This is a genomic window from Afipia dichlorophenoxyacetatis, assembly GCF_055386385.1.
On record NZ_AP029250.1, the window covers coordinates 4,475,532 to 4,498,529 of the forward strand.

At 60.2% G+C, this 22,998-nt stretch carries 17 protein-coding genes; 6 read left to right on the forward strand and 11 right to left on the reverse strand.

All coding sequences use genetic code 11. The features are described 5' to 3' along the window. Window positions 1–168: 168 nt before the first annotated feature. Entirely contained in the window at window positions 169–2,019 is a 1,851-nt protein-coding gene (locus ACZ5C3_RS20990) for an SGNH/GDSL hydrolase family protein (RefSeq protein ID WP_464032695.1), read from the forward strand. A 27-nt stretch (window positions 2,020–2,046) separates the two neighbouring features. Here ACZ5C3_RS20990 and ACZ5C3_RS20995 read toward each other — a convergent pair whose 3' ends face one another. The 3 genes from ACZ5C3_RS20995 to ACZ5C3_RS21005 form a co-directional block, all read right to left on the reverse strand. Further along, the gene (locus ACZ5C3_RS20995) at window positions 2,047–2,751 is read right to left on the reverse strand and encodes a glutathione S-transferase N-terminal domain-containing protein (RefSeq protein WP_464032697.1); all 705 of its coding nucleotides are present in this window, start codon (window positions 2,749–2,751) and stop codon (window positions 2,047–2,049) included. 207 nt (window positions 2,752–2,958) lie between these two features. Next, window positions 2,959–3,582 carry a class I SAM-dependent methyltransferase gene (locus tag ACZ5C3_RS21000; protein WP_464032699.1) on the reverse strand — a complete coding sequence of 208 codons (624 nt, stop codon included), beginning with the start codon at window positions 3,580–3,582 and terminating at the stop codon, window positions 2,959–2,961. 80 nt (window positions 3,583–3,662) lie between these two features. Continuing rightward, the gene (locus ACZ5C3_RS21005) at window positions 3,663–4,691 is read right to left on the reverse strand and encodes an NAD(P)/FAD-dependent oxidoreductase (protein ID WP_464032700.1); all 1,029 of its coding nucleotides are present in this window, start codon (window positions 4,689–4,691) and stop codon (window positions 3,663–3,665) included. A gap of 183 nt (window positions 4,692–4,874) precedes the next feature. Between ACZ5C3_RS21005 and ACZ5C3_RS21010 the strand changes: the two genes are divergently transcribed. Together ACZ5C3_RS21010 and ACZ5C3_RS21015 are read left to right on the forward strand one after the other, a co-directional pair. Then, window positions 4,875–5,321, forward strand: coding sequence for an acyl-CoA thioesterase (locus ACZ5C3_RS21010; RefSeq protein WP_464032702.1), 447 nt, complete (start codon window positions 4,875–4,877; stop codon window positions 5,319–5,321). Window positions 5,322–5,513: 192 nt separating this feature from the next. After that, window positions 5,514–6,491, forward strand: a complete 978-nt coding sequence (locus ACZ5C3_RS21015) for a helix-turn-helix transcriptional regulator (RefSeq protein ID WP_464032704.1) — start codon at window positions 5,514–5,516, stop codon at window positions 6,489–6,491. Window positions 6,492–6,511: 20 nt separating this feature from the next. Here ACZ5C3_RS21015 and ACZ5C3_RS21020 read toward each other — a convergent pair whose 3' ends face one another. Together ACZ5C3_RS21020 and ACZ5C3_RS21025 are read right to left on the reverse strand one after the other, a co-directional pair. Then, window positions 6,512–6,832, reverse strand: coding sequence for a 2Fe-2S iron-sulfur cluster-binding protein (locus tag ACZ5C3_RS21020; RefSeq protein ID WP_464032705.1), 321 nt, complete (start codon window positions 6,830–6,832; stop codon window positions 6,512–6,514). 265 nt (window positions 6,833–7,097) lie between these two features. Then, window positions 7,098–7,475: an Hpt domain-containing protein gene (locus tag ACZ5C3_RS21025; RefSeq protein WP_464032706.1), complete on the reverse strand. Its 378-nt coding sequence runs from the start codon at window positions 7,473–7,475 to the stop codon at window positions 7,098–7,100. A 402-nt stretch (window positions 7,476–7,877) separates the two neighbouring features. Between ACZ5C3_RS21025 and ACZ5C3_RS21030 the strand changes: the two genes are divergently transcribed. Next, complete coding sequence (locus tag ACZ5C3_RS21030) at window positions 7,878–13,172, forward strand: apolipoprotein A-IV repeat region-like domain-containing protein (RefSeq protein ID WP_464044249.1); 5,295 nt, start codon at window positions 7,878–7,880, stop codon at window positions 13,170–13,172. A gap of 159 nt (window positions 13,173–13,331) precedes the next feature. On the opposite strand, the gene ACZ5C3_RS21035 is transcribed toward ACZ5C3_RS21030, so the two are convergent. From ACZ5C3_RS21035 to ACZ5C3_RS21050, 4 genes are all read right to left on the reverse strand, one after another. Then, a complete protein-coding gene (locus ACZ5C3_RS21035; protein ID WP_464032710.1) occupies window positions 13,332–14,222 on the reverse strand; it encodes a SphA family protein in 891 nt (296 codons plus the stop codon). 474 nt (window positions 14,223–14,696) lie between these two features. Then, window positions 14,697–15,539, reverse strand: a complete 843-nt coding sequence (locus ACZ5C3_RS21040; RefSeq protein ID WP_464032712.1) for an MlaD family protein — start codon at window positions 15,537–15,539, stop codon at window positions 14,697–14,699. A 17-nt stretch (window positions 15,540–15,556) separates the two neighbouring features. Continuing rightward, entirely contained in the window at window positions 15,557–16,327 is a 771-nt protein-coding gene (locus ACZ5C3_RS21045) for an ABC transporter ATP-binding protein (RefSeq protein ID WP_464032714.1), read from the reverse strand. An 8-nt stretch (window positions 16,328–16,335) separates the two neighbouring features. Continuing rightward, window positions 16,336–17,469, reverse strand: a complete 1,134-nt coding sequence (locus ACZ5C3_RS21050; RefSeq protein WP_464032716.1) for an MlaE family lipid ABC transporter permease subunit — start codon at window positions 17,467–17,469, stop codon at window positions 16,336–16,338. Between the two features lie 139 nt (window positions 17,470–17,608). Between ACZ5C3_RS21050 and dgcA the strand changes: the two genes are divergently transcribed. Continuing rightward, window positions 17,609–18,601, forward strand: a complete 993-nt coding sequence (gene dgcA / locus ACZ5C3_RS21055) for an N-acetyl-D-Glu racemase DgcA (protein ID WP_464032718.1) — start codon at window positions 17,609–17,611, stop codon at window positions 18,599–18,601. Between the two features lie 66 nt (window positions 18,602–18,667). On the opposite strand, the gene ACZ5C3_RS21060 is transcribed toward dgcA, so the two are convergent. Beyond that, window positions 18,668–19,861: an MFS transporter gene (locus ACZ5C3_RS21060; protein ID WP_464032719.1), complete on the reverse strand. Its 1,194-nt coding sequence runs from the start codon at window positions 19,859–19,861 to the stop codon at window positions 18,668–18,670. 117 nt (window positions 19,862–19,978) lie between these two features. On the opposite strand from ACZ5C3_RS21060, the gene ACZ5C3_RS21065 reads away from it, so the two are divergent. Then, a complete protein-coding gene (locus tag ACZ5C3_RS21065) occupies window positions 19,979–21,871 on the forward strand; it encodes a hypothetical protein (protein WP_464032720.1) in 1,893 nt (630 codons plus the stop codon). A gap of 136 nt (window positions 21,872–22,007) precedes the next feature. Here ACZ5C3_RS21065 and ACZ5C3_RS21070 read toward each other — a convergent pair whose 3' ends face one another. Continuing rightward, entirely contained in the window at window positions 22,008–22,997 is a 990-nt protein-coding gene (locus tag ACZ5C3_RS21070; RefSeq protein WP_464032722.1) for a threonine ammonia-lyase, read from the reverse strand. Window position 22,998 lies beyond the last annotated feature (1 nt).

The following is a 22,998-nucleotide window of genomic DNA, read 5'->3' on the forward strand; positions in this document are numbered from 1 at the left end:
CGAACCCTCCCACATTTTGGCCCCATCCTTCGGCTTCAAACGGGCATGATCCAACTGCGTGCTATCCGCTTATTTCTCGGTTTGTTTCTCCTGATCGCGGCGCTCTTTGCGTTCGCGGATCGACCAGCTACAGCCCAGGTTTCCCTGACTCCACAAGCCGACACGGGAATGCAAATCTCGTGGGAAGTCCGCAACCGCTTTCGCCTGTTCAAGGAGGAGCGCGACTTCAAACTTCAGGTCGAAGCCCTCAACGGCCGCAGCATCCTCGCATCCGAACAGCTACTTGCGACGCAGAGCGACGGCCGCGGCTGGGCACGTAATACGGTCAGCCGGCTTTGCATCGATCCGTCCGGACGGGTCAACGAGCCCTGCACGCGCGATGGCGTGAAGGAAAGTTATCTGACGCCAACCGATCATCCGGTGACGGTCCGCCTCACCGGGGCAGTCCCGGTCGGCGCGACCTGCGCGTGGTCGTTCGATGATGGTGAACCGCCGCCCCGCCAATCGACCCTCGACTGCAGCGAGCCAATCAATCTGCGGGTGCGCTACGGACGTCCGACCAGAGTGACGGTCGATGTATCGAGCGGGCCGGATGCCCCCCAGCGCGTCAGCAACGACATTGAAGTGCGTGACATCTTCATTGCGGGCTTGGGAGATTCCGTCGCATCAGGCGAAGGTAACCCGGATCGTCCGGTCGCGCTCGCTGACGATGGATTTTGTTTTCGCTCCTACCTTGGCGGAGCAGCCGGTATATATTTTCGGCCCGGACGCGCCGGCTTCAAGGGCGCGCGCGCTTGCGACACGTCTGATGGCACCAGTCTTCAGAAATGGCAGCGCGCCGGAGCGCAGTGGTTGAGCCCTGCCTGTCACCGTTCGCTTTACAGCTACCAGACACGAACCGCGATCGCACTGGCCGTGCAAAATCCGCAAATCGCGGTGACATACCTGCCTTTGGCCTGCACGGGCGCCACCATTGCAGACGGCCTGTTCGGATCGCAGCAGGCGCGCGAATGCGCCATCACACGTAACGGCTTGAATTGCGCCGGCACGGTCAACGGACAGATTGCGGAATTGCGTGAAGCCTTGACCGCAGCGACGCAGAGACAGCCGGACCGGGGGCTCGACCTTCTCCTGCTCTCGATTGGAGCTAACGACATCAACTTCTCCGGACTAGTCGCGGACGTGATTGTCGACAGCGGCGCCGAACGCGCGCTGTCCCGACGCACCGGCGTACTCGGTTCGGTGGAGGAAGCGCGTTCCAGTCTGCGCCGTGATTTGCCGCAAGGATTCAGTAAATTGCGTAAGGCGCTGAAGCCACTTGTAGGCGGCGACCTCTCACGTGTGGTTTATGTGGCCTACGCCGATCCATCGCTAAGCAATGGTGCGCCGTGTCCGGGTGGACGCGCGGGCTTCGATATCCATCCATCTTTCAACGCAAATCCGCAGCGTCTCGCCGACGTGACGAATTTCGTCGAGAGCGAGTTTCTCCCGCAACTCAAGAACCTCGCGCTCTGCGAAGGTGGCGTGCTGTGTGGAGACCGCCGCGACCGGATGACCTTCGTGGATCAGCATCAAGCCGCTTTCGCGAACCATGGCTTCTGCGCCCGCGCACAGACGGATCCAGAGTTCGACCGGCAGTGCTTCTCAGCGACCGGGCAGAGCTTCGTTGCTGATATCGTCAACGCCGCAAACAATCCATTGGTCTGCGGACAAGCTGCAAGCGACTTCCGCGCCTATTCGCCACGTGCACGGTGGATACGCGACGCCAACGACAGTTACTTTGCCGCGATGACCTATCCGCAGGCAGCAAGAACACCAGCCGATCAGCCTGGCGACATCCATGATGCAACATGGGGTGTGCTCTCTGCTGTTTACGGCGGCGCCATCCACCCCACCGCGGAAGGCCATGCAGCGATGGCCGATGCAGCTCTGCAGGCAACCACCGCAGTGCTCGGTCTTGGCGGAGCGGCTGCGGCTGTGACAAGTGAGCCGATCGCTCCGATCGAGATGCCGCGCTAATCTAATCAGCGTGACAATGCTGCGCCGCTACGGCCGCGCAGGAATTTCCAAGCCGCGCTGCACAGCCGGCCGCGCGATTCCACGTTCGAGCCAAACGGGCACCTGCTTTAGGCTATCGAAATCGACCAGCTCGCGCGCTTCGTAAAAGCCGACCAGATTGCGGACCCAGCCCAGCAGCGAGATATCGGCGATCGTGTAGTCATCACCCATGATCCAGGTGCGGCCTTCGAGCCGTGTCTCCAATACCCCAAGGAGACGCTTGGATTCGTCGCGATAGCGCTGCAGCGGCCGCTTGTCGGTAATCTCACGCCCCGCGAATTTATGGAAATAGCCAACCTGGCCGAACATCGGCCCCACGGCTCCCATCTGAAAGAACACCCATTGTATGGTTTCATAACGCAACGCAGGATCATCCGGCAGCAGCTTGCCGGTTTTCTCCGCGAGATAGAGAAGGATTGCCCCCGATTCAAACAATCCGAACGGCACCCCATTCGGACCATTCGGATCGATGATCGCTGGAATTTTGCCGTTTGGATTGAGCGACAAGAATTCAGGCGTCCAGGTTTCGTTCTTGCCGATGTTGATGGTGTGCGGCTCGTAAGGCAGCCCTATCTCTTCCAGCATGATCGAGACTTTGACCCCATTGGGCGTCGGCAGTGAGTAGAGCTGCAGGCGATCGGGGTGTTTGGCTGGCCAGCGGATAGTGATTGGAAACTTGGACAAGTCGGGCATTCTTCATTGCTCCTGCACTCTCGTCGAATCGAACGCGACTGGAGCGAAGATGTGCCCTGAAGCGAGCCAATGAGCCACAGCGTTCCCGAATGACTGCATGGCCGGAGTTTCATGCCGGATGGGGGAGATGGCCGGTGGCCGCGTATCAATTTGCGGCAGAACGCCTCCAATGACAGCCGACGAACCGGTCAGAGTCTCAGCGTTGCACTAGGCAGTTGGAGACGCGACGCCGCGGCAATGAAAGCCCACTGGCTTCGGCGTGTGGGGCAGATAGAAGCGCTCAATCTCCCCAATCTGAAAGCCCGCGCCAGCAAGCAATCCGACCGTGTCACGATTGAGATTGCAGCCGCATGCGAGCACATTCCAGATCGGATTGAGGCGATCCTGCCAACGCACAACGGATGCATCGTCTGCTTTACCGTGCTCGCAGAATATCAGCGTGCCGTCCGGTTTGAGGACACGGCGAATTTCCCGCAAGGCCTGTTCGGGGTCTGACACCGAACAAAGGGTGTAGGTCAACACCGCCGTATCTGCGAGATTATCGTCGAGCGGGATGTCCTCTGCCGGCGCCTGGATCAACTCCAACGGCATATGCGCATTGTTGCAACGCTCTTTGCCAAGCGCCACAAAGCCTTCGCCAGGATCGACACCGATCACGCGCGTGACCTTCGCGGGATCGTAATGCGGCAGGTTGAGGCCTGAACCGATGCCGACTTCGAGCACGACACCGTGTGCTTTTGGAAGTACCAGCCGCCGCTGTTCAGTCACATCTTCCAGCGAGCACAGGCAACTCACGATGCGCGGCCCGATGTACCGATCGTAGAAACTCATCGCTACACCCCCATCGTTGGGACGGCGTGCAGTTTAGATCATACAGGGTGAACCTGTATGACACGATGACGCGAGCGCGATCAACTCACGCCGAGTTTCTTCTGCAGGCTCGACGACGACGTCGTGTACTGGAACACCAGCCGCTTATCCGGATAAACGTAGCGATGCGCCTTTTGCGACATCAACGCCCCCTCGTGGAAGCCCGATAGAATGAGCTTGAGCTTGCCGGGATAGGTGTTGATGTCGCCTATGGCAAAGATGCCCGGCACGTTGGTCTCGAACGCTTCGGTATCCACCGGAATGAGATTGTTTTCGAGCTTAACGCCCCAGTTGGCGACCGGACCAATCTTCATCGTCAGCCCGAAGAATGGCAGCATGGTGTTGCAATCGACCTTGGTGGTTTCGTTGTCGTTGCCTTTCACAAGCGCAGCCGACAGCACACCGTCATTGCCTTCGAGCCCCGTGACTTGTCCGATCTTCAAATCCATCTTGCCTGCGGCGACGAGCGCGCGCATCTGCTCGACGCTGTGCGGCGCCGCACGGAAATCATCGCGGCGATGGAGCAGCGTTACGCGCCTTGCAATCGGCTGAAGGTTGAGTGTCCAGTCAAGTGCGGAATCTCCGCCGCCGACAATCAGCAGATCCTTGCCGCGGAACTGTTCCATCTTGCGCACAGCATAGAACACCGACGTGCCCTCATACGCCTCAATGCCAGGCACCGGCGGACGCTTCGGCTGGAATGAGCCCCCACCGGCTGCGATCACCACCACCTTGGTTTCGAACACCTGCCCCGCGTCTGTTGTGACACGGAACAATGGGTCACCAATCTTTTCGATGCTCTCCACCATCTCATTGAGATGGAACGTCGGGTTGAACGGCTTGATCTGCTCCATCAGGGAATCGGTCAGCCCCTGCCCCGTAACCATGGGGATGCCCGGAATGTCATAGATCGGTTTCTCCGGGTAGAGCTCCGCGCACTGGCCGCCGAGTTTGTCGAGAATATCGATCAAATGCACTTTCATATCGAGCAGTCCCAACTCGAAAACAGCAAACAGCCCGCACGGGCCAGCGCCGATAATCAGGACGTCGGTTTTGATCGTGTCAGTCATGCGCATTCTTCATTGGTTCAGGAAGCATTTTGGACGCATAGATGCGGAAACATCGCGTTCAATGGGTCTGTCTAGCCAAGACGGCCCGCTGGGGGAAGGAATAATTGACACCCAAGGGGCGCTATAACGTCTTGTGAGGACCTGACATTTCCTTGTATGGGCTGGCATCCTGGAGACCTACCCGTGAACGCACCGATCCGCCCAAACCCCACTTTCCGCCTGGAAGATTACCCTTTCCGCATTGCCGACAATGTGCGTTACGCGGATCTCGATCCCCAGCATCATGTCAATAACGCAGTATATGCGAGCTATTTCGAAACCGGGCGGGTTACTCTGATCCGCAATCCAGCCTACGGCCTGATGCCCGAAGGGTTCAGCTGGGTACTGGGACACTTGGCCATCGACTTTCGTGCGGAAGTCCACTGGCCTGGAACCATCGAGATGGGTCTTGGCGTCAGCCGGATCGGCAAGACATCGGTTTCCTACAAGCAGGTGGTGTTCTCCGAAGGAAAATGCGCTGCGTCCGCTGAAGCGGTGACCGTGTTGCTGGACGCCAACACACGTAAACCCGCCCCGCTGCCCGCTGAGATCATCGAGAAATTCCAGCCCTGGATGCTGCGCGGGGCGTGATCAATCCGGCCCGCGAAAGGCTCGACAAACACAACGGACAAGCTCCGTAAGGTAGTGTAAGGTCCAAAGCGTTTTCGAGCGAAGTGGCTACCGGTTCGCTTGAAGAAAACGCGTCAAAACTCAAATCTAGAGATTCAGTTCTCAGAACCGAATGCTCTAGGCTGGTATGTGATCGTCGCTGGTGGGCTGGGCATGATTGATTTTTCCACCGACAATTTCCGGCCGCATGAACGTTTCGACCACTGGTGCGAGGTTCGCGCCCGCAACCTGTTTGGCGTCACGATCTCGCTCGCTCCCGAACACAGGGCGCACTTTCGAGGACGGTTCTCTGCTGTTGCGGTGAACGGCGCAATTCTGTCCAACATGCGAGCCACCCCCTACATGGTGACCAGAGGTGCCGCGGACATCTCACGCGCCTCCAGCGACAGTCTCTGCATCTACCAGCAGACTGGTGGCGCAAGCTGGTTCAACACCACGGGCGAAGGTGAATTCAGGATATCTGCCGGCGAGATCGCCATCAGCCATTCGGACCTGCCCTATAAAACTGCGCCAACCACGGCCCATGGTTTCGACCTGCGCGTCCTGAAAATTCCGTTGGCCGGACGCGACATATTCGCACGACCCGCGCACGGACTAGCGCCGGCGTTGGTGCAAGACAACCCGCGCCTGAAGACAGCAATCGCGGCATCGTTTACTGCTCTTGTCGCAAACGCAGCAGAAAATCCCGACGCCGACTTTGAGCAGGACGTCGGTTACCTGGCACAATTGGCGTTGTTGGCACGGAGCCGCGTCGCACCGGGATCACCGGAAACACGCGCGGCATTGCGCTTCGGCTTTCTGAAGGCGGCGCTCAATGTGCTCGCACAGAATCTGCATCGTCCGGGTCTGTCACCGCTCGCGGTTGCGACCGAACTCGGGATTTCTGTCCGGCAACTGCATCTTCTGTTCGAACCGACCGGACGCAGCTTTGCGCGCACGCTGATGGCGACGCGACTTACAGAAGCACGACGCATGATGCTGGGTGTAATGTCCTCGCGGCCGATTGCGGACGTTGCTTATGCCTGCGGCTTCGACAGCATGGCAACGTTTTATCGTGTCTTCCGCCAAACCTACGGTATGACGCCCAATGAATTGCGGGCCGAGAAAGTTGCCGCCAATGCAGCGCTATAAAGCGACAAAGCGCGATGTAATTACGCCTGGCGTTCAGGCGTAATGAGAACGAGACCATCAAGGTCGTCCGTTACCTTGATCTGGCATGACAGCCGCGAATTCGGGCGCACATCGAAACCAAAATCGAGCATATCTTCTTCCATCGGTGTCGGAGCGCCAACTTTTTCGCGCCAAGCTTCGTCGACATAGACGTGGCACGTCGCACAAGCGCAGGCTCCGCCGCATTCAGCTTCAATACCGGGAACAGCATTGCGAATCGCAGCTTCCATCACAGTCGCGCCGGCCTCGACGTCAACGGTACGGGTGGTGCCTGCGTGATCGGTAAAGTTGATCTTGACCATGATTGCTCGTGCTGGGCGGGAAAAAAGAGGATGGAGCAGTCCTATAACGGGTCAATCCACCGGACGCTAGTGTCCCGGCCCTAACGTTCGCATCCCTTTGTAGCACTCTCGTTTGCGAATGTTGGAATCAGAAGAGACACCAGCAACTCTATGAAGCTAGTGCGCTTTTGGATTTGACGTTCGTAATTAGGCCTCACGGCAGCGCTCGTACAAACGTCGAATCCACTCCACTAGCGTTGGAGAGGTCAGAAAACCGATTTCAGGCTCAGGAGCGGTTCAGCATCCGATCGATCGCCGCCCGGGCCTCGATCACCGCATCCTGCAATGTCGAGAGTGCGTCGGCGAGGTTGCCGTTGTTGCGCATTGCAGTTTCAAGCCCCAAGGCAGCGTCAGCTACCCGGAAAGCGCCAATCGCGCGCGCCGATCCCTTTAAAGTGTGGGCGAGCGCCGCGGCATCCACAGGCATTGCTGTGAGACGATCGATCAGATCGTGACTCTGTGCCGAGAAAAGTGCGAGGACTTCAATTTCGAGATCAGGCTCACCGAGCGTCATGCGCCCAAGATGTTGCACATCGATGGGTGAATCCTCGGGAACCAACGGAGGCGATGGCATCCAGTTCAGACGCTCCATATGAGGCGACATGGCAACCCCGGTAATCACACGCGGCTCGGACCGTCCGACGCCGGGAATCACCGTGAGACAATCACAGCAATGGTTAACGGAAAGTTTCAGCCAATCGCCGCTATTTTGCCGTTTTTACGCCACCTTTTCGCCTGGATCAGGCTCGCGGACGGAGCAAATTGCAAGAAGCTGGAGCGGGTTACGGCCGTTGGCGTTAACGATGATTAAAATGTTCTTAATTCCTGCCATTTCATTCGACCGGCCGAGCCAATAGGATGTTTGGGGAAGTACGGGACAAGCGGGACAGTCGGCGAATTCAGCTTTCGTATTGATCGGAAGTATCGGGGCAACATTCGGGACGAGCGACCGGCCGCGACCTGCGGCCTGCCCTCGAATGCGTAATAACAAGGGCGTAGACGGCACATGGCAAAAAATCCGAAGGTCAAGGACCCAACCGAAGTTGCGCTCTCGGCGATTCAGGATGCCCTGAATATCAACGATCCCTCACCGATTAATGACGGCCGGGACGACATCGCGCGGGGCCCTTCCTTTGGTGAGTCGGGCCTTGACGATCGCGCCCCGGAGCGTGGTCTTGAGCAGCCTCGTTTTGACGCGCACCCCGCCAATGACGATCGCGAAGCCATCGGCTCACTTCTCCAGACCATTCAGCGCGGCCGCCCCCGCCGTAACGCCTACACATTGGCGATGGTGTTTGCCGGCCTGTGGATCGTTGGCGCCGGCTTCCTGACATACACCTTCCTGCCCGCGCTCGAGTCCGTCGTCGGCCAGAGCGGCGGCGTTCTCGCAATCGTTGGTCTCGCTGCCGTGTTCATGGCACCTCTCGTGCTGTTCTATTCGCTGGCCAGCGTCGCCTGGCGCAGCCAGGAACTGAGCATGATTGCGCAGTCGATGGCGCAGATGGCGGTCCGCTTCTCCGAGCCCGAACACGTCGCGAGCAGCGCCATGGTCACTGTGGGCCAGGCCATTCGCCGTGAAGTCGCGGCGATGGGTGACGGCGTCGAGCGAGCGATCGCACGTGCCGGCGAACTCGAGGCTCTCGTCGCCAACGAAGTCTCCTCACTCGAACGCGCCTACAGCGACAATGAAGTGCGCATGCGCGCCCTGCTTCAGGACATAGCCGTTCAGCGCGACAATCTCGTGGGTCAGGCTGAACAGGTCCGCAACGCCATTTCCGGCGTACAGATCGACCTGCGCCAGGATATCGCGCTGATCAGCGATGCGATCGCGGCGCGCGTCGATGAAGTCGCGCAGAGCATTACCGGCGCGCTCGAGGAACGCAGCGAACACATCACCCGTGCGCTCAGCAATGCAGGCGACACCGTGATCGTCGCTCTCGGCGAACGCGGCGGCGACCTGCTCGACCGCCTCGAGGAAACCAGCTCTCAGACCGCCGCCAGCGTGCTCGATGCCAGTGAGCGGCTGACCGCCAGCCTCAATTTCAAAACCGGCCACGTCCACGACGAATTCGCCGACCTCGCCGACCGTGTCCACGACATGCTCAACGAGCGCATCGACAAGATGACCGCCGACTTCGAAGAGCGCTCGGAAGCGATCGTCGAGAGCATCACAACCCGCACGGAAGATATCGTCGCCAACGTATCGGACCGCGCCGAGAAGATTTACGATGCGCTAAAGACATCCAGCGACTCCCTGCTCGTAGAACTCGATCTGCGCGGCGACGATCTGGCGGCCAAGCTCGGCGACGCCGGCAACCGTCTCGCCCAGCACGTTCTCGAGAGCGGCGACAAGGCCAGCGAAACGCTCGACGTCAGCGTGAACTCGCTCGTCGAGAAGGTCGTCGGCCACACCGAAAGCCTGCATGAGACCCTCAGCAGCCAGATCAACTCGTTCGAAGGACTGGTCCGCGAGCAAGGCTCGGAGCTCGCAGAAAAGTTCGCTCGCGATAGCGGCACGCTCGGCGCCCTCATCACCCGCCACATCGCGGAGTTCGATCGCACGGTGAAAACCTACGGCGGCGAAATCGTCGACCGTATGGGCCAGCATACGCAGGGCATTACCGACAACTTAAAGAGCTATGTCGACACGTTCGATTCACGCGTCATCGACCACGGCGACAAGCTCCATGCCCGGCTCGATGAAAGTCTCTCTAACTTCCAGTCCGTGGTCGAGACACGCGTCTCGAATCTCGACGAATCGTTCGCGTCCAAGGTCAACCAGCTCGACCAGACCGTCGCCGGCAGCCTCAAGGCCGTGGAAGAAACATTCGACACCCGCGCCACAGCGTTTGCCGAAACCATCGGCGCGAAGGCCGCAGGGTTTACGGATACCCTCGAAAGCCGCACCACTGCTTTCACCTCTACCATCGACCAGCAGGCTTCGACCTTCGCCGACACCATCGACAACCGCACCACGGCGTTCACCGAGACCATCGAACGTCAATCCTCCGCGTTCGCACAGACGATCGACAGCCGCAGCTCGGCGTTCACCAGCACCATCGACGGCCGCACAGCCGCGTTCACGGAAATCGTGGACGGCCGCACCCTCGCCTTCACCGAGGTCATGGATGGCCGCACTTCCGCGTTCAAGAATGCGATCGATTCCCGTACGGCGGCCGTCACCGAGAAGATCGAGAGCGGCACCGCTGCGTTTACCGATGTAGTGGATGCGCGCACCGCAGCCATTACCGAGAGGCTCGAAAGCGGTACGACCGCATTTGCAAACGCGGTTGATACCCGCACCGCGGCCGTGGTCGAAGCCCTCGACAGCCGTACCGCTGCGTTCACAGCGATCGTCGATGCCCGCACCGAGTCCATGACGGATACGTTCGACGTCCGGACTGCGGCGCTGACGACCATTGTCGATGCCCGCACCGCCGCCATTGCCGAGACCTTCGACAACCGCACCATCTCCTTCGCAAACATGGTCGAAGCCCGCACTGCGGCGATCACCGAAACGCTGGACGAACGCACCACCACGCTTGCCAATGTCGCTGACTTCCGCACCCAGGCGATCATCGACTCGTTCGAACAACGCGCTTCCGCATTCTCGGACGCTGTCGCAAATCGCTCATCCATCATCGCTGACACGATCGATGGTCGTGCAGCACAGCTCACCGGTGCAATGAGCGTGCATGCCAACAGCATCACGACCGCGATGAGCACACATGTTGAAAGCGTCACCGGTGCCTTGAGCTCGTATTTCGACGGCATCGCCGGCCAGATGAACGAGCGCGTATCGGAGATTCAAAACGGACTCGAATACCGCATCGGCTCGGTAACCACCGACATCGGCGCACGCATTCTGCAGTTCGAAACCCTGCTCGATACCCGCGTCGAAGCCGCAGCGAACCGCGTCACCTTCAACGGCCAGAACGCAGCCGATCTACTGGTCTCCCGCGCAGAAGAGATGACAAGCGCGATCAAGGTTCGTGTCGAGGAAGCCGAACGCGCCCTCACCAGCCTGATGACCTCCACCACCGAAACGGTCCAGGGTGGCGCGCGTACCGCACAACAGTCTTTGATCAGCCTCTCTGGCGAAGTCAGCGCACAGCTAAAGAGCGTGTCCGGCGAAGTCGGCACACACCTGCGAGGCATCTCAGGCGAAGTGAGCTCGCAATTGAAGACGGTCTCCGGCGAAGTCGGCACGCAGTTGAAAACTGTCTCCGGCGAAGTGCATGCTCAACTCAAGAACGCTTCGAGCGAACTGGAGCGCAGCATCCAGACCACCGCCCGCGAAGCAGAAAGCACCATTATTACCGCGTCGACCACAGCGACCAGCCAGGTCAAGACGGCTTCCGCGGAAATCGAACGTACCATCGTCGTTTCCACGGACCGCTTCGGGTCGACCCTCAACGGCAAGGTGGAAGCGATCACGGACGGCGTTCGCGCCCGCACCGAGCAGCTCGCCCAGCTGGTCGACAGCAAGCGCGGCGCGCTGGTCGATGCACTGGCGCTCAAGGCCGAGGACATCTCGTCCGTCATCCACAACGCTGCCGAGTCCGCACTGAAGTCCATCGAGAACCAGGGCGGCGCCTTCACCGTCGCGATGATGAACAGCAGCTCCGACCTCGCCCGCCAGATCAACACCGCGAGCGAGATCGCCATCGGCTCCGTGAACAAGTCGCTGAAGGATCTCGAGCAAACGTCGCGAGCGTCGATCGATCAATCTCGCCTGGTGGCGACCGCCACGATCACCGAACTGCAGGACACCAGCAAGATCCTGCGGACTGACACGCTTGCCCTGTTCGAGCGGCTGCGTGAAGGCAACATCCTGCTGCAGGAAGTGCTCACCGGCGCTCACGAGAACCTCAACTCGCTCGAGCGGACCCTCGTCACGCGCGTTGCCGAGTTCGTCTCGACGATGAACGACGTCACCGCCCGCAACGGCGAATCCACCAGTGCTCTGGAACAGCAGCTCAGCCTGTTCAATGCCAAGACCGCAGGCGCGCTGGAGAATCTCTCCTCCCTCGCCTCGCAGTTCGACAGCCATGGCCACTCGCTCATGGAAGCCGCACGCATGGTCGAACACAGCAACGGCCGCGCCAGCGATTCTCTCTCCGAGCGCAACGCGATGCTGGAACAGCTCGTGGCAACCATCGACCTGCGCACCTACGATCTGGACGAACGTCTGTCGCGCTTCACCAGGCTGCTGGACGACTCACTGGTTGCCGCCGAAGCGCGGGCCCGCGATATCGCTCAGGTGGTGGCCCAGACCGCCGGAACCAGCGCGTCCGAAATCGGTCGTCAGTTCGAGGCGGTCCGCTCCGCAGTCGAAGGCGAACGCCGGCAGACCTCGGAAGCCATGGCCGAACTGTACGAACAGGGCACGCGCGAAGCCGATGCCATGTTCCGCCAGGCCGCCGACAAGTTCGCCTCGATCGTGCACAGCATGAAACAGATGTCGTCTGACCTGCACAGCGAGCTCGAGTCCACCCGCGCTGAACTGCGCCGCGGTGTTCTCGACGTGCCGCAGGAAGCTGCCGAAAGCACTGCACAGATGCGCAAGGTCATCGTCGATCAGATCGAGGCGCTGGCCGAGCTCAACCGCATCGTCGCACGTCACGGCAAAGGCCTCGACGTCGCGACGACTGTCAGCCGCTCCAGCCAACGCGAAGACGAGTTGATGGTGGCGGCCTCTAACGTGCGCAACGAGAGCGTCTCGCGGCAGGCCCCTGCGCCGGCTCCGGCTCCACGTCAGCGCGACATCGCCAGCGCATCGACCTTGCCTCCTCCGGACCTCGGAGCACCTGCTCCTGCCGCACGCCGCACCGAGCCACCGCAAATCGGTCCAGCTCCGAGCGACAACGGCCGCGATGGATGGCTGACCGATCTGTTGAACCGGTCTGACTCTGACGATGGCTCTCGCAACCGCGGCCCTGCTCCGTCGTCACGCCCTGCGGCCAACCCGCTCGAGGCGCTGTCGCTGGACATCGGCCGACTGCTCGATCGTGATCTCGCCGTCGAGATGTGGGATCGCTATCAGCGCGGTGAACGCAAGGCGTTCTCGAAGCGGCTCTATACGCCCGCAGGTCAGAAGGCCTTCGATGAAGTCGCTCGCAAGTATCGCGCCGACCGCAACTTCAAGCAGACGGTGGACCGTTACATTAATGAGTTTGAACGCCTGCTCGATGAAGTCTCGCGCGACGAACGCGGACCGTCCGCGTTGCGCAACCACCTCGTCTCGGAAACTGGCCTGGTTTACACCCTGCTCGCTCACGCCGCCGGACGGCTTGGATAATCATCCGCAAGCGAATAGACGACAAAAGAAAACGGAGGCTTCACAGCCTCCGTTTTTTATTGGGCAAGTTCACCCCCAACTGTTACACTTCCGGCTGATCGACGCTCATGCAAATGCACCGCCACGCCCGCAAGCCGCGACCGCGCAGACACTCATGCTCTATTTCGAAACCAGATGTTTCGTCGGGGTAACAGTTGACTTGGGTGCCTCTGGCGAAATCGCAAAGGTTAGCCAGACGTTCCACCCCGAGGGACGATTGGCAGCATCGAACTCACCGTAGCCCTTGAGGTTCACATAGCCCTGCATATCCCCCACCGGGAAAAGGTATCCAATCTGAGGGCCCAAGCCGAAAACACGTGACTTGAACCCGCCGAACTGAGGGTTCCCGCCGGTATCATCGGTAACCTGCTGATACGCATAGCCGACCAAACCAGCAAAGAGCTGCTTGGAGAAGAAGTGCGACGCCCCCCAGTCGAAATGAAAGTCGACACCGTTTTGATATTGCGTTGAAGGGTTCTTGAAATTGTAGGTGAAGCCGGCAACGCCCGAGAACTCGATGCCGGTCGTCGGATTGAGATAAGTGTAGCCGGCCCCGAAATCGATTGCGCCGTGACCGATACCGATGTTGGAGAGACGCATGGAGTCATAGGACCCGACCGGAATATCGCCGGTGCCATAGACCATGTAGTTATTGACGCCATCGTGCCAGCGCAGCGATAGCGTTGGATAAAGGTCGCCGACCGAGGTCGTGTTATCGCTGAGAATGCCGCTTCGCGTCGCGGTGAATGGACCAATGGAAGTCGTCAAGGTACCGGCAAGGCTTGTCGGTGCCTGACCGAAGACGCCGCTCAGACCGGCCGAGAACTGACCACCGAGCACCGGCGTTGCGAAGGTATAGGTCGGCGACATGAAGACGAGATCGCCACGGCCACTCACAGTGAGGTCCAGATTGATGTTGGCCGTTCTGCTCACCTGTCCGAGCTGAACCTGCCGCGCAGCCGCAGTGGCTCCCGAAGCGTCCACACTGGTGTGATAATAAACGGTTCCCATGGACCACCCCGGCACCATCGGCGCAGCCGCCAGACTTCCGTACAGGCCCGGGACCCAGAAAGAGATTCCGTTTTCGTCAGCTCGTGAAGAGTCAGGACATAATGCGAGAGCGGCAGCAGTCGACGTGCATAGTGCGATCCTGCGGATCGCAGGTTGAATGACGGTCATTGCAGAAACTCCCCAAGCTCAGAGCGAATTCTTCAAAGACACTTGCACTGGAAGACTGACTTAAGACCCCTCCCCATCCGGCGGTAATTTCGGATGTTCTTCAGACTCGAAGCATAGGCGGCAGCGCTCCCCGCCGCAACATTCGCGATAGGAATCCGCAAAGCTGACGTCTCAAAACGAGATGGAGTTGCTTTTAAGCATCAAAGTGGCGCGACACGCTGCGCCGAAACTCTCAGAGTTATAGGCGTTCAACTGCAGCAGATCGGGCCGACAGCACAAGGCCGCGGCCAAACGCTATCGGGGAACTTATCGCCGTCGCGCGTTGGCGTCAGCCGGATTCGGCGGACGCTGATCGTTGTTGCTCGACCCGAACAGCACGCGGGTCGGATTGCGGTCGAAGTTGTTTATCGCACGGCTGATATCAGCCAGCGTGCGGCGGCTGTCGCCGATCAAAACCCGGCCGTCGCTGATCAAACCAGCGGAACGCTTGTCGAGATTTTCGGCAAGGTCGCGGAAGGACTTGGCGGCGAGCTGCAGCTCACCCTCCTTGCCATCCTTGCCACCCATCAGCGCGTCAACGCCGGCCATGATGCTATCGATACGTGCTGAATTGCTGGCAAGGCTCTTTGAGAAAGCTTCAAGGTTGCCCATGCTGACGCGCAAAGCTTCCTGGTTGTCGGTCACCAGCTTGTTGACGTTCTGCAGCGTCGCGCGCACCGCTTCACCGATATCCTGGATCGCATTCGGATCAGCCATCAGCGTCGGCACACCGTCGTCGGCCACTGGCACACCGCCCGCCTCAACCGAACCGCCCTTTAGCGATATGGACGACACGCCCGTGAGACCTGCGAACTCAAGGCCGACCAGCGAGTCCTTGCGGATCGGGGCGGACTTGTCGACGTTGGTGATCACAACCACCCGCTTCGGGTCATCAAGCTTGATCGATGTCACCTCACCGATCTTGATGCCGTTGAAGTTGACGTTGCCGCCGGTCCGCAGACCTGAGGCGGCGCCCTCGAAAACGATGCGCAGCGGCGTGCGCTGGGCCGCGGCGCCAAGGTTCTGGAACCAGAAAACGAAGCCGAACGCGGCTGCGACCACAGCCAACGTAAACGCCCCGATCAGGACGAAATTCGCCTTCGTTTCCATCAATTTAACTCCAAATCCTACGCAACTACGGCACGGGCGCGCTTGCCATGAAAATAGGCCCGCAGCCAAGGGTGCTGCGAGGCCAGCATATCGTCCATGGTGCCGACTAAAAGAACCTTGCGATCGCCCAACACTGCGATGCGATTACAGGCTGTTTTAAGGCTGTCGAGGTCATGCGTTACCATAAAAACGGTCAGTCCCAAAGTGCGCTGCAGAGTCATCACGAGCTGATCGAACTCACCAGCGCTGATCGGATCAAGACCCGACGTTGGTTCATCGAGAAACACGATCTCGGGATCCAAGGCGAGTGCACGCGCCATAGCCACACGCTTGATCATGCCGCCTGAGAGTTCCGACGGAAAGCGCTCGGCCACTTCAGGCTTGAGGCCCACCATCGCGAGCTTGGCGATGGCGATCTCGTCCAGCAGCCGCTCGGACACCTTCATGAATTCGCGGACCGGAAACTGGATGTTCTGGCGCACGTTTAACGACGAGAACAGCGCGCCGTGCTGAAACAACACACCCCATCGCCGCTCCACTGCGCGACGCTGATCTTCGTTGGCTGCGTCCATGTCGACGCCGAACACCTCAACGCGTCCGCTGACCTTCGGGATCAGGCCAATGATGGTGCGCGTCAGTACCGACTTACCTGCGCCTGATGCACCGACGAAGCCGAGGATTTCGCCGCGACGAACGTCGAGATCGAGATGGTCGAGGATCAGATTGTTGTTCAGCCTGACGGTGAGGTCCCTCACCCGGATGATCGCATCGTCCGAATATTCCGCCATCGCCCGCCCTAAATATTGATCGCCGCGAAAAAGATCGCGAACACACCGTCCATGACGATGACGAAGAAGATCGATTTCACCACCGACGCCGTGGTGTGTTGACCAAGCGATTCAGCGCTGCCTCTCACCGCCGCGCCTTCAACGCAGGCGACGATACCGATCACCAAAGCCATGAACGGTGCCTTGATCATGCCGACAGCGAAGTGACTGATGGAGATCGCTTCCTTGAGGCGCGCGAGGAACGATTCCGGCTGCACGCCACCGTAGGCCCAGGCCACAAGACCGCCGCCATACAGCGCGGCCATGCCGCCGAGGAAGGCAAGGATCGGCAAGGAGATCACCAGCGCGATGATGCGCGGCAATATCAGAACCTCCGTCGGGTCGAAGCCCATGGTGCGCAGCGCATCCACTTCCTCGCGCATTCGCATTGAGCCCAGTTCCGCGGTGAAGGCACTGCCTGAACGGCCGGCCACCATGATCGCCACCAGCAACACACCGATCTCGCGGAGCACGAGCACGCCGAGCATATCGACCACGAAGACGTCTGCGCCGAACTTGCGGAAATGGAAGAGGCCCTGCTGGGCGATGATGCAGCCGATCAAGAAGGTGATCAGCACCACAATCGGCACCGCGCGCCAACACACCTGCTCGATGTGATGGATCAGAGAAGTAAAGCGAAAGCTCGTCGGATGCAGAAGGACGCGGAAGCTGGCGGCAAGGATCGCGCCCAGCATGCTGAGCAGCGCGACCAGCGTGCTGCCCAGTTCGGCGACGCTGCGGCCGATGGCGTCCAGCATGGCGAAGGGGCCACGCCGTTCGCGCGGCCGAACGACGCCTGCCTTCACCTGACGCACTTCGTCCACAAGGCTCGCGTAGTTCTCTGAGAGCCCCGCGATCTCGGGCTCGACGCCGCCCTGAGTGAGACTGCGGCGCATGCGCTCGATCAGCCACGCGCCAAACGTATCGAGCCGCGATACCTGCGAGACATCGATAACAACACCGGGTGGACGGCCTTTGAGCTTTTCAGTCCGCTCGACGATCTTCTCCAGGACCGGCGCATGATGGACGGTCCACTGGCCGGTCGCGCGCAGCGCCAGGTTCGCCCCAACGGTCGCCTGTTCCAATGTGGGATTGCCGTTCAAAAGCCAGCTCCTGCATCGATTCGTGTGTCCGGTCGATCGGACGACCTAGCACGATGCTAACAATCTGTACGGGGAAGCTCTTAAGAGCCATAATTAGCTCATCCAAGCAACCCGCCTGTCACGAATCGCCTCAATTTCAATGATAGCTGTGCCCTTGAAGCTTCACGCCCACATCGAGCGCTGGCCCATTGCCGGCGGCTTCACCATCAGCCGGGGAGCCAAAACAGAAGCTATCGTGATTGTGGCGGAGGTAAGTCGTGCCGGCCACACCGGACGCGGCGAATGCGTTCCCTATGCCCGCTACGGCGAAACGCCGGAGGGAACACTGGCGGCCATCCAGGCCATGCAAGCAGCCATAGAAGGCGGTATGGAGCGGCAGACGCTTCAGCGGCACATGCCTGCTGGCGCGGCCCGTAACGCTCTGGACTGCGCCCTCTGGGACCTGGAGGCCAAGACTGCAGGGCAACGCGTCTGGGACCTCGTCGGGCACCCGGAGCCCCGTCCGCTCACCACCGCCTACACCATTTCGCTGGGCACGCCGCAGGCCATGGCCGAAGCAACCGCAAAGGCCGCGCACCGGCCCCTGCTCAAGATCAAGCTGGGTGGCGATGGTGACGAGGCGCGCATCGCCGCCGTCCGGCAAGCCGCCCCGAATTCCGAGCTGATCATCGACGCCAACGAAGCCTGGACCGAGGCCGACCTTGAACGCCACCTTGGGGCCTGCGCCGAGGCTGGCGTGACCATGATCGAACAGCCCCTCCCCGCGGGACACGATCAGGCGCTGGCGCGGATCACAAGGCCGGTTGCGGTCTGTGCCGATGAAAGCGTGCATGATCGCGCTTCACTGGAAGACCTGCGCGAACGCTACGACGCCATCAACATCAAGCTCGACAAGACCGGAGGACTGACCGAAGCCTTGGCCATGGCCGATGCAGCCAAAGCGCTCGGCTTCGACCTGATGGTCGGGTGCATGGTGGCGACATCATTGGCGATGGCCCCCGCCCTGGTGGTCGCACAGCGTGCACGGGTGGTCGATCTCGACGGCCCGCTGCTGCTGACCAAGGATCGCGACAACGGCCTGCGTTACGACGGCAGCACGGTGTATCCGCCTGATGCTGGGTTGTGGGGATAGCGTTTTCAAGCGAAGTGGCTACCGGTTCGCGTGAAGAAAACGCGTCAAAAAAAAAGAAGCTAAACGCTAATCCGTCAGCGATGGCTGCGCATCGAGGCGCGTGCGCACCACCGCCATGACCACTCCACCGGCAAGCGCCATCAGCGCCATGACGTAATAAACACCCTCGCCAACGCGCGCATAGATCAGACCGGATAATACCATCGCCAGCGAATTAACCGCACCAATGGTGGCCACGAGATAACCTTGTGCACTCGCCAACAGATGATGCGGCACACTGCGCACGAGCAGCGCGACGGTGCCGACCTGCGTGATGCCGAATGTCAGCCCGTGCAGCAATTGCACAGCTGTGAGCACCTCGATGCGCGGGTCTTGTGCGGTGACAACCCAGCGCACCACCCCACTGACGGCGCCAATGATGATGAGAATCACCGGCGACACGGTGAAGCGCGGCGAGATGGCGAAGATCACGATTTCAGCCAGCACGCCCAGTGACCAGAGCCCTGCGATGGTCAGTCCGCCGAAACCCGCATTCTGCCACGTGATCGAGGCGAAGATGTAATAAGCCGCATGGCTTGCCTGGATCAGTGCCGATGCGCCGATGACCGACAGAAATAGCGGCTTGCGTAGCAATCCGCTGGCGCGCGTCAGCGATGTCGTGCCTCTTGTTCCCGTATCCAGTGGCATGAGACCGAGGCTGACGGCTGCACTCAGAAATGCGACCGCGACAATGGTCCAAACCAAGTTCTTTGAATCCAGGATATCGACCAAAGATCCGCACGCTATCGCGCCGACAATGAACGCGGCCGATCCCCACAACCGCATCGGGCCGTAGTCGAGACCATAATGTGCGACGCCCTTCAGCGCATAACCATCGGTCAGCGGACCGAGTGGCGTCCATGTACAAGCGGTCAATGAGAACACGATCAGAATTGCGAGCGGATGGTGCAGCGTGCCGACCACGGAAAATCCGAGCGCCGTCACAAAAGCCATCACCATCATGGTCTGGCGCAGAATTTGCCGACGCTCGGCGAATGCTGTCACAAACGGCAGAATCGTGAAGCGGGAAAACGACGGCACCGCCGTGATGATGCCGATCCATGAAGCATCGACGCCGATGGCCTTCAGCCAGACCGGAAAAAACGGCAGATATGTTCCGACCACGCCCAACGTCGAGGCGTAAAACAGGCTGGTCCCGATCGCAAATCGACGCGCGACGGATTGCCCGGCCGGGTGCTTTTGTGATTCGCTGGTGCTCAACGTAGTTGCGATTCGTTGCTGTTCGTGCTGATCGTATCTACGCGTGTCCGCGGTGTATGGACACCGGTTTTGCGTACGGAGGTTACTCCGACTTCTCCTGCTCAATTCCGGGTTCGCATGTCCAATACCGCTTTTGCCCTGTCGCCGATCTCCGCTCGTGCCACCTCGCCGACCGAGGCCGACTTCGAAGCCATTCGCGAGGCCTTCGTCGAGACCGCGCGCGGCCGCTGGTTTCTGGAAGAATATACCAAGCGCAATCGTAACGCGGACACTGCGCTGGTGCTCGATGCCGTCGCGCGCATCGAACGGACACTGGCAGCCCAGAAGGAATTGAGGGCCGAAGAACCGCAGGCGCCGCCAGTCCCCGATCTGACCGAAACATTGGCTGCGATCAAAACCATCATCGGCGCCGCTCGGGACAGCGCGGCAGCGGCGCTGTCCGGTCCTTCGATGGATGAGGCACTGGCCCCGACACGTAAATGCGCCCGCGTGATTCGTGAAATCGCCTGGGGCCTGCGCGAGTCCGGGGCGGACGGCCGCATCTGCTCGTTGCTGGACTCGCAGGTCGAGGCCATCAACACCGCCTGCGACCATATCCCGACGAGCGGCTTCCGCGATCAGGTCCTTGAAGCCTTCGATCGCGCGGTGGTCCAGATCCATCAGCTCGGTCTATCCGGAGAAGAAGTCGCTGAGATCCCGCAGCCGGATGCTGCGACCGTCGCCGACGAAACGCGAAACACCGCGAATGAGACCGTCGATGAGGCGCAGAGCGCTTCAAGCAACCTTTCGGCTCACGTTTCAAACGACAACAACGCCATCTCATTTGGTACAGCGGTAGAGACCTCGTTGCCGGAGGGCGCATCATCGGCAGATCCGCCGATGGACATGGCAGCCGACACGCATTTCGCTTCGGCACAGGATATGGTCCCCGTTGAGACAATGGAGGCCGTGACGCAGGCCGCGCAGCCAGGCATGGCCGCGCAGACGGATCCACAGGAAGATACGACGCCTGCACCCGAGGCGGTGGACACTGCCGACTTCGCGACCCTGAAGCCGACGGCCTCTGAACACACGCCTTTCGAAGCCGTTGCTTCGGAAGATGTGACCCCAGAAGAGATAAACTTAGAGACCAGCGACGGCATTGCGCTGGACGAAAGCCTCTTCGATCTCACTGCGGAGTCCGCAGGACAGACAAGCAGCGAGGCTGAAGCCGGTGTAGCGGTACAGGACACGACTTCCGATGACGTCATGGAGTCATCTGCTGCGATCGAGACGCCAGCCGACATAACGGTTGAGACAGCAGCGGCAGAGGAAGCGATCCAGCAATCAGCACCAAAACCCGAAAGTGCGGCTTCCGAGCTGGAGCAAAGCCTGCAACCATCCATCGCGCCCGTGGTCGCCACTGGTGAGATCAGTGTTGTGCCGCAGGTCGTGGAATCCCTCGAAGAGATGGCAGATATCGCCATCGAAGAGACCGGCTCCGACGAGGCTCTCGATCAAGCCACAGCGTCCGAGGCGATGACCACTATCGCGCAGGATGATCTCCCATCGGAAGATGCGCCTCAGATCGTGGAGCAGCCGGCAGAGCCGGTCGTGATCAACGATATGTCTGAAGCTGCCGTGTCAGAGGCAGAGCAAAGCGCGATCTCGGATTTGGCATCCGCGACGCCTTCTGAAGACGCGCCAAGCATGGCGCCCGATGAAGTGCCACCCGCACCGACGAAGACCCCGTTACCCGACATCATGATTGGCGACGCCGTCGCACAGAGTTCTTATTCCACCGTAGACATGGTCATGCCCGTCGCGGTCGAAACGGCGACTGTTTTTGCAGCAGACCATATGATGAGCCTCGCGGAAGCACCGACCCCGGATGCGATCACACCGCCAGTCTCGCTGGGAGCGAGCCTGATCGCGAGCGGCATCGTGGCGAAGCCTGAGACCCCGCGCAACGACCCACTGGCAGCCATCCGCCGCATGAGCCACGCCGAGCGGATCGCGTTCTTTAGCTAAAGCGTTTTCGAGCGAAGTGGGTACCGGTTCGCGTAAAGAAAACGCGTCAAAACAAGATCTAGAATTTCGGTTCTGATTGCATCAGAACCGAAATTCTAGGACCAAGAGTTTTGGCTGGACGCTGAGCCAACAATCTTTAAGGATTCTGCTGGATCAGTCGCGCATACAGGTCGGCATCGATATTGCCGCCTGACAGAACAATCACAACAGCCTTGCCTTTGGCCTCCATCCGACCTGCGAGCAGCGCCGCAAGAGCAACCGCCCCACCCGGCTCGACCACCAGCTTCAACTCGCGGAAAGCAAAGGCGATTGCTTTGCCAACTTCATCATCAGTCGCCGTCACGCCGCGTGCGCCGAGCTTGTGGTTGATCGCGAATGTCAATTCGCCGGGGATCGACGCCATCAGCGCGTCGCAGATGGTGCGGCCTTCGGCGCGATGAGGCTCACGATGCCCGGCACTCAACGAGCGCGCGTGATCGTCAAAGCCTGCTGGCTCGGATGTGATCAACTGGACATCGGCGAACTTCGCCTTGGTCGCAAGCCCAATGCCGGCCATCAATCCTCCGCCCGACGCAGGCGCGGAGACGATATCAGGCACGATGCCGAGCGCGGCGAGGTCTTCGGCGATTTCACGGCCAACCGTCCCCTGGCCTGCGATGACCCATGGATCATCGAACGGCGGAACGAGTGTGGCTCCGCGCTTGGTCGCGATGCCGCGGGCGATCTGATCACGATCTTCCTTGTCGCGATCGTAGAGCACGACTTCCGCGCCATAGCCCTTGGTGCGTTCGATCTTGGAGACCGGAGCATCGGACGGCATGACAATCGTCGCTGGCATCTTGAGGATCTGCGCCGCGGCAGCGACGCCCTGCGCATGGTTTCCCGACGAAAACGCGACAACGCCCGCCTTGCGAGACGCTTCTGGCACCGATGCCAGCTTGTTGTAAGCACCGCGGAATTTGAAAGACCCGGTTCGCTGCAACACTTCCGGCTTCAGGAAGACGCGCGCGCCCGTGACGGCGTCCAATGCAGGAGATGAAATCAGACGCGTTCGCACCGCGACAGGTGCGAGAACACGAGCGGCGGCATCGACCTCAGCGATTGTCGGGAGAGAAGACTCGGTCATA

Bases quoted from the DNA above. Each gene is read 5' to 3' on its own strand.
- ACZ5C3_RS21015 (WP_464032704.1), top strand. From the start codon at position 5,514: ATGATTGATTTTTCCACCGACAATTTCCGGCCGCATGAACGTTTCGAC.
- ACZ5C3_RS21045 (WP_464032714.1), bottom strand. From the start codon at position 16,327: ATGGCGGAATATTCGGACGATGCGATCATCCGGGTGAGGGACCTCACC.
- ACZ5C3_RS21040 (WP_464032712.1), bottom strand. From the start codon at position 15,539: ATGGAAACGAAGGCGAATTTCGTCCTGATCGGGGCGTTTACGTTGGCT.
- ACZ5C3_RS21065 (WP_464032720.1), top strand. From the start codon at position 19,979: ATGTCCAATACCGCTTTTGCCCTGTCGCCGATCTCCGCTCGTGCCACC.
- ACZ5C3_RS21030 (WP_464044249.1), top strand. From the start codon at position 7,878: ATGGCAAAAAATCCGAAGGTCAAGGACCCAACCGAAGTTGCGCTCTCG.
- ACZ5C3_RS21000 (WP_464032699.1), bottom strand. From the start codon at position 3,582: ATGAGTTTCTACGATCGGTACATCGGGCCGCGCATCGTGAGTTGCCTG.
- ACZ5C3_RS21005 (WP_464032700.1), bottom strand. From the start codon at position 4,691: ATGACTGACACGATCAAAACCGACGTCCTGATTATCGGCGCTGGCCCG.
- ACZ5C3_RS21070 (WP_464032722.1), bottom strand. From the start codon at position 22,997: ATGACCGAGTCTTCTCTCCCGACAATCGCTGAGGTCGATGCCGCCGCT.
- ACZ5C3_RS21020 (WP_464032705.1), bottom strand. From the start codon at position 6,832: ATGGTCAAGATCAACTTTACCGATCACGCAGGCACCACCCGTACCGTT.
- ACZ5C3_RS21035 (WP_464032710.1), bottom strand. From the start codon at position 14,222: ATGGGAACCGTTTATTATCACACCAGTGTGGACGCTTCGGGAGCCACT.
- ACZ5C3_RS21025 (WP_464032706.1), bottom strand. From the start codon at position 7,475: ATGTCGCCTCATATGGAGCGTCTGAACTGGATGCCATCGCCTCCGTTG.
- ACZ5C3_RS20995 (WP_464032697.1), bottom strand. From the start codon at position 2,751: ATGCCCGACTTGTCCAAGTTTCCAATCACTATCCGCTGGCCAGCCAAA.
- ACZ5C3_RS20990 (WP_464032695.1), top strand. From the start codon at position 169: ATGCAAATCTCGTGGGAAGTCCGCAACCGCTTTCGCCTGTTCAAGGAG.
- dgcA (WP_464032718.1), top strand. From the start codon at position 17,609: ATGATAGCTGTGCCCTTGAAGCTTCACGCCCACATCGAGCGCTGGCCC.